The following is a 13,875-nucleotide window of genomic DNA, read 5'->3' on the forward strand; positions in this document are numbered from 1 at the left end:
ATCGCGGCGTTGGCCGGGCGCGGCGGGCCGTCACGACGAACCTTGTGATGGGCGCCCTGCCCCCGTGGCCGGTCATCGCAACGGGAAGGGCGGCGCGAGGATTACCAGCGGTTTCCGGTGCGTGTGCGAGCATGAGGAATGCACACGGGGCCGGCCACCGCGCGTGAGCTGGGTGCGGGCGCGCGCTGGTCCATCGTGGTGGTATCGCTGGTCGCCACGGCCAGTTCCTTCCTGTTCATCAACGGCGTCGCGTTCCTGATCCCCTCGCTCCAAGCGGCGCGCGGGATCCCGCTCGGGGAAGCCGGTCTGTTGTCCTCGATGCCCAGCTGGGGCATGGTGGTCACGCTGGTGCCGTGGGGGTACGTGCTGGACCGGGTGGGCGAGCGGGAAGTCATGGCAGCGGGTTTGGCGCTCACCGCGGTGGCGGCATACGCCGCGGCATCGACGCATTCGATGATGCTGATGGCCGTCTATTTGTTTCTCGGGGGCATGGCCGCGGCCAGCTGCAACACCGCCGGTGGGCGGCTGGTGTCGGCGTGGTTCCCTCCGCAGCAACGTGGCCTGGCCATGGGTGTCCGCCAAACCGCCCAGCCCCTCGGAATAGCCCTGGGAGCGCTGGTGATTCCCGAGCTGGCCGAACACGGGCCGAGCGCGGGTCTGAAATTCGCGGCCATGGCGTGCGCGTTGGGAGCGGTGGCGAGTGCGGTCGGCGTCATCGACCCGCCCCGCAAGCCGCGGGAGAAGGCCAGCGACACCGAACTCGCGAGCCCCTACCGAGGGTCGTTGGCACTGTGGCGAATTCACGCGGTGGCCGGGCTGTTGATGGTTCCGCAGACGGTGACCGTCACCTTCATGCTGGTGTGGCTGATCAGGAACCTGCACTGGTCGGTGGCGGCGGCCGGTAGCCTGGTCACCCTGTCGCAGTTGCTCGGCGCGATCGGCCGGGTCCTGGTGGGCCGCTGGTCCGACCGCGTCGGCTCTCGAATGCGACCGGTCCGGATCATCGCGGCGGCCGCCGCCCTCACCCTCTTCCTCCTGGCCTGGGCCGACTTTCTGAATTCGAGTTACCAGGCGCCCCTGATGGTCGCGATCTCGGTGATCGCCGTGCTCGACAACGGTTTGGAGGCCACGGCCATCACCGAATACGCCGGCCCCTTCTGGAGCGGGCGGGCGCTGGGCATTCAGAACACCACCCAGCGGGTGTTGGCGGCCGCCGCGCCGCCGGTGTTCGGCGCCTTGATCACCGCCGCGAAATATCCGAACGCGTGGATACTCTGTGGGCTGTTCCCGGCGGTCGCGGTACCGCTGGTGCCGGCGCGGCTGCTGCCGCCGGGCCTGGAAACTACAGCCCGGCGGCAATCCTTTCGCCGACTGCGCTGGTGGCGAGCCGTTCGTTCCCACGCGTCGCCAGATAGGCCTCGACAGCCCGGTCCACCCGACTAGCGGCGTCGTCCTCGCCGAGATGGGCGAGCAGCAGCGCCACCGACATGATCGCCGCGGTCGGATCGGCGATGCCCTGACCGGCGATGTCGGGCGCGCTGCCGTGCACCGGCTCGAACATCGACGGGTTGGTCCGGGTGGCATCGATGTTTCCGCTGGCGGCCAAGCCAATTCCGCCGCACACCGCCGCCGCCAAGTCGGTGATGATGTCGCCGAACAGGTTGTCGGTGACGATCACGTCGAAGCGTCCGGGGTCGGTGACCATGAAGATGGTGGCGGCGTCGACGTGCTGGTACGCCACCTCGACGTCGGGGTAGTCCGCCCCGACCTCGGCCACGATCCGCGACCACAACTTCCCGGCGAAGGTCAGCACGTTGGTCTTGTGCACCAGCGTCAGGTGTTTGCGCCGGCGCTGGGCGCGCTCGAAGGCGTCGGCCACCACGCGGCGCACGCCGAAGGCGGTGTTCAGGCTCACCTCGGTCGCCACCTCGTGAGGCGTCCCGGTGCGGATCGCGCCGCCGGTACCGGTGTAGGGGCCTTCGGTGCCCTCGCGGACCACCACGAAATCGATGTGCGGGTTGCCCGCCAACGGGCTGCTCACGCCGGGATACAGCCGGCCCGGCCGCAGGTTGACGTGATGATCCAGCTCAAAACGCAGGCGCAGCAACAGACCCCGCTCGAGCACACCGCTGGGCACCGACGGGTCGCCGATCGCCCCGAGCAGGATGGCGTCGTGCTGGCGCAGTTCGGCGAGCACCGATTCCGGCAGCAGCTCGCCGCTGGCGTGAAAACGCCGCGCGCCCAGGTCGTAATCCGTCTTCTCCACGCCGGGCAGCACCGCATCGAGGACCTTGAGCGCCTCGGCCGTCACTTCCGGCCCGATACCGTCGCCGCCGATAACCGCCAGTTTCACGACAGATCGACCACCTCGAGCTTGTTGGCGCCCACCGCGGCACCGATCGCCGAGCGGACCTCACGCGGCACGTCCTGATCCAGCCGCAGCAGGATGGTCGCTCCGGGACCCTCGGCGTCCTCGGAGAGCTGGGCGGCATGGATGTTCACGCCCGCCGAACCGAGCAGGGTGCCGATCTTGCCCAGCGCCCCGGGGGCATCGACGTAGTTGATCACCAGGTTGGTCCCCTGGGCGCGCAGATCGAAGTTGCGGCCGTTGATCTGCACGATCTTCTCCGCCAGCTGCGGGCCGGACAGCGTGCCGGCCACGTTGACGGCGGCGCCGTCGGAGGTGACGGCGCGCACGTCGACGACGCTGCGGTGGTTCGGGCTCTCCGAGGCCGTGGTGAGCTCGGCGGTGACGCCGCGCTCTTCGGCCAGCGCGGGCGCGTTGACGAAAGTGACCGGGCCCTCGACCACCGCCGAGAACAGCCCGCGCAGGGCCGAAAGCTTCAGCACCTCAACGTCTTCGGAGGCCAGCTCGCCGCGCACCTGCACCGACACCGAGACCGGCGGACCGTCGGACAGCGACGCCGCCAGCACCCCGAGCTTGCGCACCAGGTCCAGCCAGGGCGCCACCTCTTCGTTGACCACACCGCCGCCGACGTTGACCGCGTCGGGAACGAATTCGCCCGCCAGAGCGAGTTTCACGCTCTCCGCGACGTCGGTGCCTGCCCGGTCCTGCGCCTCGGCGGTGGAAGCACCCAGATGCGGTGTGGCCACCACCTGCGGCAGCTCGAACAGGGGGCTGTCGGTGCACGGCTCCTTCGCGAAGACGTCGATGCCGGCCGCGCGGACGTGTCCGCTGCTGACCGCTTCGGCCAACGCGGCCTCGTCGATCAGGCCGCCGCGGGCGGCGTTGACGATGATGACGCCCGGTTTGGTCTTCGCCAGCGCCTCTTTGCCGATCAGGCCCGCCGTCTCAGGCGTCTTCGGCAGGTGCACCGAGATGAAGTCGGCGCGGGCGAGCAGGTCGTCGAGGGACAGCAGTTCGATGCCCAGCTGCGCGGCCCGGGCCGGCGAGACGTAGGGGTCGTAGGCGACGAGATGGGTGCCGAAGGCCGTCAGCCGCTGCGCGACCAACTGCCCGATCCGGCCCAGCCCCACCACGCCGACCGTCTTGCCGAAAACCTCGGTGCCATTGAACGACGACCGCTTCCAGGTGTGCTCGCGCAGCGAGGCATCGGCGGCCGGGATCTGCCGGGCGGCGGCCAGGAGCAGCGCCAGCGCGTGCTCGGCGGCGCTGTGAATGTTGGAGGTCGGGGCGTTGACCACCAGGACGCCGCGCTCGGTCGCGGCCGCCACGTCGACGTTGTCCAGCCCGACCCCGGCACGGGCGACGATCTTCAGCTTGGGGGCGGCCGCCAGCACCTCGGCGTCGACCGTGGTGGCCGAGCGGACCAGCAGCGCGTCGGCTTCCGGCACCGCGGCCAGCAGCTTCTCCCGGTCGGGCCCGTCTACCCAGCGCACCTCGACCTGGTCTCCCAGGGCGGCGACGGTCGATTGGGCGAGTTTGTCGGCGATCAATACAACAGGCAGATTCACCCGGCCAGCCTATCGGCTGGCTTTGGCGGGCATTGACGGGCTCGCCACTGCCGTAACCTGCGCCGACGCGTGCTTGGGGCGGGGTCCGTCGCGGCCATACGATGCGCTCGTGACCAAACTCGCGATCATCTACTACTCGGCCACCGGCCATGGCACCGCGATGGCGCGACGGGTCGCCGCCGCGGCCGAGTCCGCGGGCGCGCAGGTCCGCCTGCGGCACGTCGCCGAAACCCGCGACCCGGAATCGTTCGCCCAGAACCCTGCGTGGACGGCGAATTACGAAGCGACCAAGGACCTTCCGGCGGCCTCGGGTGAGGACATCGTCTGGGCCGACGCGGTGATCTTCGGTTCACCGACTCGCTTCGGCTCCCCCGCCGCGCAACTGCGCGCCTTCCTCGACTCGCTGGGCGGGCTGTGGGCCGAGGGCAAGCTCGCGGACAAGGTGTACGCGGCGTTCACGTCGTCCAACACCCTGCACGGCGGCCAGGAGACCACGCTGCTGTCGCTCTACATCACGCTGATGCATTTCGGCGGCATCATCGTGCCGCCGGGATACACCGACCCGCTGAAGTTCGTCGACGGCAATCCGTACGGGGTGAGCCTGGTCTCCACCCACGACAACATCCACGAGTTCGACGAGGCGACCGGCAATGCCCTGGATCACCTGGCCCGCCGCGTGGTGCTGACGGCCGGCCGCCTCCGCGACACCTAAACGCACACGACACGCCGTAAACGGTCGCCGTGGTTTATGTCTCGCGGCGGGCGGCCGGCGGCGAGCTACGCCGTCTCGGTGATCGGCCGGTCGACCCAGCTCATCAGGTCACGCAGCTTCTTGCCGGTCACCTCGATGGGGTGCTCGGCGTTCTCCTTGCGCAGTTGCTCCAGCTGCTTGTTGCCGCCCTCGACGTTGGCGACCAGCTTCTTGACGAATTCGCCGTTCTGGATGTCGCGCAGGATCTCCCGCATCCGCTCTTTGGTGCCGGCGTCGATGACGCGCGGTCCCGACAGATACCCGCCGAACTCCGCTGTGTCGGACACCGAGTAGTTCATCCGGGCGATGCCGCCCTCGTACATCAGGTCGACGATCAGCTTGAGTTCGTGCAGCACCTCGAAGTACGCCATCTCCGGCGGGTAGCCGGCCTCCACCATCACGTCGAAACCGGCCTTCACCAATTCCTCTGTGCCGCCGCACAACACGGCCTGCTCACCGAACAGGTCGGTCTCGGTCTCGTCCTTGAAGGTGGTCTTGATGACGCCGGCGCGGGTGCCTCCGATGGCCTTGGCATAGGACAGCGCCAGCGCCTCACCCTTGCCGGTGGGGTCCTGGTCCACAGCGATCAGGCAGGGCACACCCTTGCCGTCGACGAACTGGCGGCGCACCAGGTGGCCGGGACCCTTCGGGGCGACCATCGCGACGGTGACATCGGCCGGCGGCTTGATCAGGCCGAAATGGATGTTGAGCCCGTGCCCGAAGAACAGTGCGTCGCCGGGCTTGAGGTTGGGCTCGATGTCGTTCTTGAAGATGTCCGCCTGCGCGGTGTCGGGCGCCAGCAACATGATCACGTCGGCCCACTTGGCCACCTCGGCGGGGGTGTCGACCTCCAGACCCTGCTCTTCGACCTTGGCCCGGGACTTCGAACCCTCCTTCAGACCGACGCGCACCTGCACACCCGAGTCGCGCAGGCTCAGCGAGTGCGCGTGACCCTGGCTGCCGTAACCGATCACGCCGACCTTGCGGCCCTGGATGATCGTCAGGTCTGCGTCGTCGTCGTAGAACATTTCTAGTGCCACTGTTGAATCTCTCCTTGTGTGTTACTTGGCCGTGGTGATGCCGCGCGGACCGCGGGACAACGACACCACGCCGGACTGGACGATCTCGCGGATGCCGAAGGGCTCCAGCACCCGCAGCAGCGCCTCGATCTTGCCGCGGTCACCCGTCGCCTCGATCGTGAGCGCCTCGGGTGAAACGTCAATCACCTTGGCGCGGAACAGGTTCACCGCTTCGATGACCTGGCTGCGGCTACCGGCGTCTGCGCGCACCTTGATCAGCGCCAGCTCCCGGGACACCGCGGCCCCGTCGTCCAGTTCGACGATCTTGATGACGTTGATCAGCTTGTTGAGCTGCTTGGTGATCTGCTCGAGCGGGGTCTCCTCGGCGCTGACCACGATGGTCATCCGCGACATGTCCTTTTGCTCGGTGGCACCGACGGCCAGCGACTCGATGTTGAACCCGCGCCGGGAGAACAGCGCCGCCACGCGGGCGAGCACACCCGGCTTGTCCTCCACCAGCACCGACAGCGTGTGGGTGTTCATCAGGCGTGCCCTTCGCTCTCGTCGTCGAACAGCGGGCGAATGCCGCGGGCGGCCTGAATCTCGTCGTTGCTGGTGCCGGCGGCCACCATCGGCCACACCTGCGCGTCCGCGCCGACGATGAAGTCGATCACCACCGGGCGGTCGGTGATCGCCCGCGCCTGATTGATCACGTCCTCGACGTCTTCCTCACGCTCACAACGCAATCCGACACACCCCAGCGCCTCCGCCAGCTTCACGAAGTCCGGGATGCGATGCGAATGCGTGGCGAGGTCCGTCTGCGAGTACCGCTCCTCGTAGAACAGCGTCTGCCACTGGCGCACCATGCCCAGGTTGCCGTTGTTGATCAGCGCCACCTTGATCGGCACGCCTTCGATCGCGCAGGTGGCCAGCTCCTGGTTGGTCATCTGGAAGCAGCCGTCGCCGTCGATGGCCCACACCTCCGCCTCCGGGCGAGCCATCTTGGCCCCCATGGCCGCCGGGATGGCGAATCCCATGGTGCCCAGCCCGCCGGAGTTGATCCAGGTGCGCGGGTTCTCGTAAGAGACGAACTGCGCCGCCCACATCTGGTGCTGACCCACCCCGGCGACGTACACCGCGTCCGGACCGGCGATCTGACCCAACTTCTCGATGACGTATTCGGGACCCAGGCTGCCGTCGCTCTGCGGGTCATAGCTCAGCGGATAGGTGGACTGGACCTCGTCGAGGTAGCTCCACCATTCGGTCATGTCGACATTGCCGGGAATGTCGTAGTGGCGCAGCATCGCGATCAGGTCGGTGATGACGGCTTTGACGTCGCCGACGATCGGCACGTCGGCGTGGCGGTTCTTGCCGATCTCGGCCGGGTCGATGTCGGCGTGAATGACCTTGGCCTCCGGTGCGAAGGTGTCCAGTTTCCCGGTCACCCGGTCGTCGAAGCGGGTGCCCAGCGCGATCAGCAGGTCGCTGCGCTGCAGCGCCGCCACCGCGGCGACGGTGCCGTGCATGCCGGGCATGCCCAGGTGCTGGCGGTGGCTGTCGGGGAACGCGCCGCGCGCCATCAGGGTGGTCACCACCGGGATGCCGGTCAGCTCGGCCAGCTCGTGCAGTAGCTCGGTCGCGTCGCCGCGGATGACGCCGCCGCCGACGTAGAGCACCGGTTTGCGCGCGTCCGCGATCAGCCTGGCGGCCTCGCGGATCTGCCGGTTGTGCGGTTTGGTGGTGGGCTTGTAGCCGGGCAGGTGCATGCGCGGCGGCCAGTTGAACGTGCACTGGCCCTGCAGCACGTCTTTGGGGATGTCGACGAGCACCGCACCGGGACGCCCCGAGGCGGCGATGTGGAAGGCCTCGGCGAGCACCTGCGGAATCTCGTCGCCCGAGCGAACCAGGAAGTTGTGCTTGGTGATCGGCATCGTGATGCCGGAGATGTCAGCCTCCTGGAAGGCGTCGGTGCCGATCAGCGTGCGACCGACCTGTCCGGTGATCGCGACGACGGGAACCGAGTCCATCTGGGCGTCGGCCAACGGCGTGACCAGATTGGTGGCGCCGGGCCCCGACGTCGCCATGCACACCCCGACCTTGCCGGTCGCGTGGGCGTAGCCGCTGGCGGCGTGGCCGGCACCCTGCTCGTGGCGGACCAGCACGTGGCGAAGCTTTTTCGAGTCGAACAGCGGGTCGTAGACCGGCAACACGGCTCCGCCGGGGATGCCGAAGATCACCTCGACGTCGAGTTCCTCCAGCGACCGGATCACCGATTGGGCGCCGGTAAGTTTCTCGGGCCCAACACGTTTCGGCTTGGCCGCGGAGGACTTCCCGGCGGGCTTGGTCGCGTCGGAGGCGACGTCGGCGGCACTCTGTGGCTGTGTGCCGTGCTGCCTGGTGGGTGCGCTCACTGTCCTTAGTCCTTATTCACTCTGGGAATCTCGCTGGGGGCAACAAAAAACCCCCGACAGCTCATCTGCTGCACGAGGGTTGCGCGTTGGTCTGGATAGCTTCAAATGCCGAGAGGCTAGTCAGGCACCAACGCGCCGACCAATTACTACGAGCATCCCGGGCTGTCCGGCGGTATCCATAACGTCCGACGGTAGCCTTCGCACAGCTCAGCAGTCAAATCCGCCGCCTCGGCCCGCGCGGAGATCCGGCCCTCCTGACGGGTGAAATGATGGTCAGGTGGCTACCGCTTCGTCTTCGCACACGCCCGTCGTGATCAAGGTCTCCCCGATCGCGCACCTGGCCGTCGGATTCGTGACCCTCGGGTTGCTGATACCGGTGATGCTGTGGCCGCTCTCGGCGCCGCTGCTGGTGATCCCGGTGGTGCTGTCGGCGCTGATCGTCCGCCAACGCACCGTCGCCGACGAGCGGGGGGTCACCGTCCGGACCCTGCTGGGCAGCCGGTCGGTGGCATGGGACGAGATCGACGGGCTGCGCTTCCACCGGGGTTCCTGGGCCCGCGCGCACCTCAAGAGCGGCGCGGACGTGCGCCTGCCCGCGGTGACGTTCGCGACGCTGCCGCAGCTGACCGAAGCCAGCTCGGGGCGCGTGCCCAACCCCTATGCGTGAGGGTCAGGCGATCGGGTTGACCCCGTTGAGCAGGACCCACACCGCGATGCCGGCGGCGATACCGACCAGCAGCGCGACGAACGACCCGATGAAGGGCCGGTGGGCCCAGCCGCGGCGCGCGTCGAGGCCGTAGCGGCCCGGCCCGCACAGGATGACGGCGACCGCCAGGACGATCAGGGTGATCTGGTATTCGTGTCCGTCCGGCAGGAAATACGTGAAGGTGTGCGGATGCGGCCGCGCCGTGATGGTGGCCAGCATGCCGTTGATCAGGAACGCCAGCGCACCCGCCGCGGCGACCGGGGTGAACAGTCCCAGCACCAGCAGCACGCCCGCGACGAGCTCACCGCCCGTGCTGACGTAGGCGAGGATGTCGGCGTGCTGGTAGCCGACGTCGGACAGCGAGTTCTTGAACCCGCCCACCCCTGAGCCGCCCCCCCAACCGAAGAGCTTCTGCAGCCCGTGGGCGGCCAGCACGACACCGAGGCCCACCCGCAGTACCAGCAAACCCAGGTGCTGGGTTCCGCGCCGGCCGACCTCGTGCAGCCGGTCGTGGTGTTCGTCCGCATCGATCTCGACGGGCTCGGCGGCCGCGTGCCGGGATGACTGCGGCTGGACGTAGGGCAGGGGCTCCTGCTGGTCGAGCACGTGGTAACCGGTCGCACTGGACCCGCCCACGGCGGCGTGGTCGCCCATGTACGGGATGACGGTGGTGGTTCCGGTCGAGGGGTTGAAGTCGCCGGGGTAGCCGACGGGCGTCAGATCGTCTTCCGGGTCAACCACGCGCGCCGTCGCGGGGCGTCCCGGGGCGGGCGCCGGGGATTCACCGGGCCGCTGCCAATGTCCGTCATTCGCTTGACTGGTCACGCGTGTCAGGGTAAGGGCATTTGGCGCCGAATTGGGGATTTGAGCGGCGCTTTCGCCAGGCAATCGACGGTTTTCCCGCCAAACCGGCCCGGATCGGCCCGAAATGACCTCGCGCGCCGCTCCGCGGCGTTCGAAACGGGCGCACCGGCGCCGCGGGACGCGGCCCGCGGCGAGCATGGGAAGCGTTCCGATCCTGTCACGTCAGGCGGCCAGGCGCGGGCGTGTGGCGGCGGCGGCCGCCCTGTCCGTAGCCTGTCGGTCATGCGACTACGGCGCTCGGTTCGGTGCGGCTTTGCCGCGCTCTGCGCGGTGGTGCTGCTCGCGAGCGGGTGCGCACGGTTCAACGATGCCCAGTCGCAGCCCTTCACCACCAACCCGGAACTCAAGCCCCAACCCAGCTCGACGCCTCCCCCTCCGCCGCCGCTGCCGCCCACGCCATTTCCCAAAGCGTGCCCGGCGCCGGGCGTGATGCAGGGCTGCCTGGAGAGCACCAGTGGGCTGATCATGGGGCCGGACAGCAAAACCGCGCTGGTCGCCGAGCGCACCACCGGCGCCGTCAAGGAGATCTCGGTCAGCGCCGAGCCGAAGGTGAAGACCGTCATCCCGGTCGACCCGTCCGGCGACGGCGGCCTGATGGACATCGTGCTGTCGCCGACCTACACGCAAGACCGGCTGATGTACGCCTACATCAGCACGCCGACCGACAACCGGGTGATCCGGGTGGCCGACGGCGACGTCCCCAAAGACATCCTCACGGGCATCCCCAAGGGCGCCACCGGTAATACCGGAGCGCTGATCTTCACCAGCCCCACCACGCTGGTGGTCATGACCGGCGACGCGGGCGACCCCGCGGCGGCCGCCGACCCCAAATCGCTGGCGGGCAAGGTCCTTCGCATCGAGCAGCCGACCACCATCGGTCAGGCGCCGCCGACGACTGCGCTGTCAGGCGTCGGCTCCGGCGGCGGCCTGTGCATCGACCCCGTGGACGGGTCGCTCTACGTCGCCGACCGCACGCCGACGGCGGATCGGTTGCAGCGCATCACCAAGACGTCCGAGGTCTCCACGGTGTGGACGTGGCCGGACAAACCCGGCGTGGCGGGCTGCGCAGCGATGGACGGGACCGTGCTGGTCAACCTGATCAACACCAAACTGACGGTGGCCGTGCGGCTGGCACCGGCGACGGGTGCGGTCACCGGGGAACCGGACGTGGTGCGCAAGGACACCCATGCGCACGCGTGGGCGTTGCGGATGTCGCCGGACGGAAACGTCTGGGGGGCAACGGTCAACAAGACCGCAGGGGACGCGGAGAAGCTCGACGATGTGGTGTTCCCGCTGTTCCCCCAGGGTGGCGGCTTCCCACGCAACAACGACGACAAGACGTAGGTCTTATCAGCGGGGCTGATTATCCCGGCCGAGTGTGCGTTTCACGACGGGTGAGCGGCGCGTCGCGTCGTGAAACGCACACTCGGTGGTGGCGCGGGCGATCGGCGTGGCGTCGTCAACTCTGTCCGCAGGCGGCCAGCACCAGTTCCCGCACGCGGGCGGCGTCGGCCTGCCCGCGCGTGGCCTTCATCACCGCGCCGACGATCGCGCCGGCCGCGGCCACCTTGCCGCCACGGATCTTCTCTGCCACATCGGGATTGGCGGCCAGCGCCTCGTCGACCGCGGCCTGGGTCACCGAATCGTCGCGCACCAGTTCCAGGCCGCGCGACGTCATCACCTGCTCGGGTTCGCCCTCGCCGGCCAGCACGCCCTCCACGACCTGGCGGGCCAGCTTGTTGGAGAGCTTGCCCCCATCCACGAGGGCGATCACGGCGGCCACCTGGGCCGGGCTGATCGCCAGTTCGTCCAATCCGACGTTGGCCTCGTTGGCCTTCTGCACCAAGAAGTTTCCCCACCAGGCGCGCGCCTGCTCGCTGGCCGCACCGTGCTTGACGGTCTCGATCACCAGCTCCACCGCGCCGGCGTTGACCAGATCGCGCATCACCTCGTCGGAAACGCCCCACTCCTGCTGAATCCGCTTGCGGCTCAGCCACGGTAGCTCCGGGATGGTCTGGCGCAGTTGCTCGACAAGTTCCCGGCTGGGCGCGACGGGCTCCAAGTCGGGCTCGGGGAAATAGCGGTAGTCCTCGGCCGTTTCCTTGACGCGGCCCGGGCTGGTGTATCCCGCCTCGTGGAAGTGCCTGGTCTCCTGGGTGATTCGGCCACCTGACGCGAGGACGGCGGCCTGCCGCTGCATTTCGTAGCGCACGGCGACCTCGACGCTCTTCAGCGAGTTGACGTTCTTGGTCTCGGTCCGGGTGCCGAACTCGGACGCGCCCTTCGCCATCAGCGACACGTTGGAATCACAACGCATCGAGCCCTGGTCCATCCGGACGTCGGATACGCCCAAGGCGCGCAACAGGTCTCGCAAGGCCGTGACGTAGGCGCGGGCGATCTGGGGCGCCCGTTCGCCGGCGCCCACGATGGGCTTCGTCACGATTTCGATCAGCGGCACACCGGCGCGGTTGTAGTCCAGCAGCGAGGTCGTCGCGCCGTGGATGCGGCCGGTCTCGCTGCCCAGATGGGTGAGCTTGCCGGTGTCTTCCTCCATGTGCGCGCGCTCGATCTCGACCCGCCAGGTGCTGCCGTCTTCCAGCGGGGCGTCCAGGTACCCGTTGATGGCGATCGGCTCGTCGTACTGGGAGATCTGATAGTTCTTGGGCATGTCCGGGTAGAAGTAGTTCTTCCGGGCGAAGCGGCACCACGGCACGATCTCGCAGTTCAGCGCGAGCCCGATCCGGATGGCCGACTCCACAGCGGCGCGGTTGAGCACCGGCAGCGAACCGGGCAAGCCGAGGCAGACGGGGCACACCTGGGTGTTGGGTTCGGCGCCGAAGGCGGTGGAGCAGCCGCAGAACATCTTGGTGACGGTCGACAGCTCGACGTGCACCTCGAGGCCGAGTACGGGGTCGAAGCGCGCGATGACGTCGTCGTAGTCCATGAGATCGGCGCTGGCAGCAACACTCATGCCGTCGATCGTAGTGGTGACCGCGAGCGCGGCGGAGCCGGGCGAAGCGGGTCACCACCAACAGGCGTAGTGGTGACCGCGAGCGCGGCGGAGCCGGGCGAAGCGGGTCACCACCGACAGGCGTAGTGGTGACCGCGAGCGCGGCGGAGCCGGGCGAAGCGCCCGCTTGCCTGGGGACCGGCGAACTCAAGGCCAGTGCGGCGAGCGCGGCACCGGGAACCGATTGCGGTCCCCTCCCCTGCCCGGGAACATGTCGGCCAGCACGGCCGCCATCTCGAGGTAGCTGCGGCGACTTTCCTTGCTCAGTCGGTCCAGCTGGATCTGTTTGCCCTCGTGGATGTGGCGGTCGAACGGCAGCACCACCGTCGCGGCGACACGCGCGGACAGCCGCTCGAGCTCCCTGGCGGCCAGCAGGTCCAACTTGGCCGGCTCGACGTGGTTGATCGCAAGTACCGTCGACCGCACCAAGGATTGATAGCCGTTGTTGCCCAACCAATCCAGCGTGGTCGCGGTCTTGCGTATCGCGTCGATCGAGGTGCTGGTCACCACGACCAGCGCCCGCACCTCGGGCAGGACCGCTTCCATCACACCCGAATTGAGCGCCTTGGCGCAGTCCACCAACACCACCGAATAGTGGTTGCGCAACAGCGAGAATGCCCTGACCACGTCGTGCCGCTCCAGCCGCCAGTCGGTGTGCGCGTAATCGGGCAATCCGAGCACTTCCAGGCCGAAGCTGTTCATGTAGGTGTGCGCCCGGACGTCCGAATAGTTCGTGACCGCCTTTTCGGCGAGCAGCTCGGGCATGCCCACGGAGTTGGGGCGGCCATGCCGCTCCGGCAGGTCGCCGGCGTCGATGTCGACGGCGATGACCCGGTCGTGACGCACATCGGCGAACGTCGACCCGAGCGCCTCCACCACCGCGGTCTTGCCGACGCCCCCCTTGAGGTTGAGCACGGCGATGGGGAACGCCCCGCCCACGGCCGCCCGGATGCGGTGGCGCAGCCCGTCCTTGTACTGCGCATCTTTGCCGGGGCCGAGGTCGACACCGATCACGCGATGGACCACTTCCCGCCAGCTGAAGCCCGAGGAGCTTTCCCGCGCCTGCTGGTCAAGCCCGTCCAGCGCCATCCCGCCCGGTAGTGGCGCCCGCCGCGGCCGCGAAGGGGCGCGCGATGCCGGGGCGGGCGCAGGAGGGGGCGGGGCCGGCGGTGGCCTGA

Annotated in this window: 12 protein-coding genes; 4 read left to right on the forward strand and 8 right to left on the reverse strand. The window is 68.6% G+C overall.

Translation table 11 applies throughout. From position 1 onward, the window contains the following. Positions 1–138 precede the first annotated feature (138 nt). Positions 139–1,443, forward strand: coding sequence for an MFS transporter (locus U8D42_RS14300; RefSeq protein WP_322859928.1), 1,305 nt, complete (start codon positions 139–141; stop codon positions 1,441–1,443). On the opposite strand, the gene U8D42_RS14305 is transcribed toward U8D42_RS14300, so the two are convergent. Then, on the reverse strand, positions 1,343–2,353 hold the full coding sequence (locus U8D42_RS14305; protein ID WP_322859927.1) for a 3-isopropylmalate dehydrogenase: 1,011 nt from the start codon (positions 2,351–2,353) through the stop codon (positions 1,343–1,345). The two genes, U8D42_RS14300 and U8D42_RS14305, sit on opposite strands and share 101 nt — an antisense overlap. Continuing rightward, positions 2,350–3,936, reverse strand: a complete 1,587-nt coding sequence (gene serA, locus U8D42_RS14310; RefSeq protein WP_085241027.1) for a phosphoglycerate dehydrogenase — start codon at positions 3,934–3,936, stop codon at positions 2,350–2,352. The genes U8D42_RS14305 and serA overlap by 4 nt, the downstream gene beginning before the upstream one ends. 109 nt (positions 3,937–4,045) lie before the next feature. Between serA and wrbA the strand changes: the two genes are divergently transcribed. Then, on the forward strand, positions 4,046–4,648 hold the full coding sequence (wrbA, locus tag U8D42_RS14315; RefSeq protein ID WP_322859926.1) for an NAD(P)H:quinone oxidoreductase: 603 nt from the start codon (positions 4,046–4,048) through the stop codon (positions 4,646–4,648). 65 nt (positions 4,649–4,713) lie between these two features. Here the strand turns inward: wrbA and ilvC are convergent, their stop codons facing one another. The 3 genes from ilvC to U8D42_RS14330 are packed head-to-tail and all read right to left on the reverse strand — an operon-like array spanning position 4,714 to position 8,117. Beyond that, positions 4,714–5,715, reverse strand: a complete 1,002-nt coding sequence (gene ilvC / locus U8D42_RS14320; RefSeq protein WP_322860175.1) for a ketol-acid reductoisomerase — start codon at positions 5,713–5,715, stop codon at positions 4,714–4,716. A 33-nt stretch (positions 5,716–5,748) separates the two neighbouring features. After that, positions 5,749–6,249: an acetolactate synthase small subunit gene (gene ilvN / locus U8D42_RS14325; protein WP_085241033.1), complete on the reverse strand. Its 501-nt coding sequence runs from the start codon at positions 6,247–6,249 to the stop codon at positions 5,749–5,751. Beyond that, positions 6,249–8,117, reverse strand: a complete 1,869-nt coding sequence (locus U8D42_RS14330) for an acetolactate synthase large subunit (RefSeq protein ID WP_322859925.1) — start codon at positions 8,115–8,117, stop codon at positions 6,249–6,251. Before U8D42_RS14330 ends, ilvN begins: the two co-directional genes overlap by 1 nt. A gap of 310 nt (positions 8,118–8,427) precedes the next feature. On the opposite strand from U8D42_RS14330, the gene U8D42_RS14335 reads away from it, so the two are divergent. Further along, complete coding sequence (locus U8D42_RS14335; protein ID WP_322860174.1) at positions 8,428–8,784, forward strand: PH domain-containing protein; 357 nt, start codon at positions 8,428–8,430, stop codon at positions 8,782–8,784. A 3-nt stretch (positions 8,785–8,787) separates the two neighbouring features. Here U8D42_RS14335 and U8D42_RS14340 read toward each other — a convergent pair whose 3' ends face one another. Further along, the gene (locus U8D42_RS14340; RefSeq protein ID WP_322859924.1) at positions 8,788–9,648 is read right to left on the reverse strand and encodes a DoxX family protein; all 861 of its coding nucleotides are present in this window, start codon (positions 9,646–9,648) and stop codon (positions 8,788–8,790) included. A 261-nt stretch (positions 9,649–9,909) separates the two neighbouring features. Here U8D42_RS14340 and U8D42_RS14345 point away from each other — a divergent pair, with 261 nt between their 5' ends. Further along, positions 9,910–11,031 carry a PQQ-dependent sugar dehydrogenase gene (locus U8D42_RS14345; protein WP_085241041.1) on the forward strand — a complete coding sequence of 374 codons (1,122 nt, stop codon included), beginning with the start codon at positions 9,910–9,912 and terminating at the stop codon, positions 11,029–11,031. A 115-nt stretch (positions 11,032–11,146) separates the two neighbouring features. Here the strand turns inward: U8D42_RS14345 and gatB are convergent, their stop codons facing one another. Together gatB and U8D42_RS14355 are read right to left on the reverse strand one after the other, a co-directional pair. Next, on the reverse strand, positions 11,147–12,658 hold the full coding sequence (gatB, locus tag U8D42_RS14350; RefSeq protein WP_085241043.1) for an Asp-tRNA(Asn)/Glu-tRNA(Gln) amidotransferase subunit GatB: 1,512 nt from the start codon (positions 12,656–12,658) through the stop codon (positions 11,147–11,149). A 186-nt stretch (positions 12,659–12,844) separates the two neighbouring features. Next, positions 12,845–13,786, reverse strand: a complete 942-nt coding sequence (locus U8D42_RS14355) for a MinD/ParA family ATP-binding protein (protein WP_322859923.1) — start codon at positions 13,784–13,786, stop codon at positions 12,845–12,847. Positions 13,787–13,875 lie beyond the last annotated feature (89 nt).

This window comes from Mycobacterium europaeum (assembly GCF_034555895.2).
GTDB lineage: Bacteria > Actinomycetota > Actinomycetes > Mycobacteriales > Mycobacteriaceae > Mycobacterium > Mycobacterium europaeum.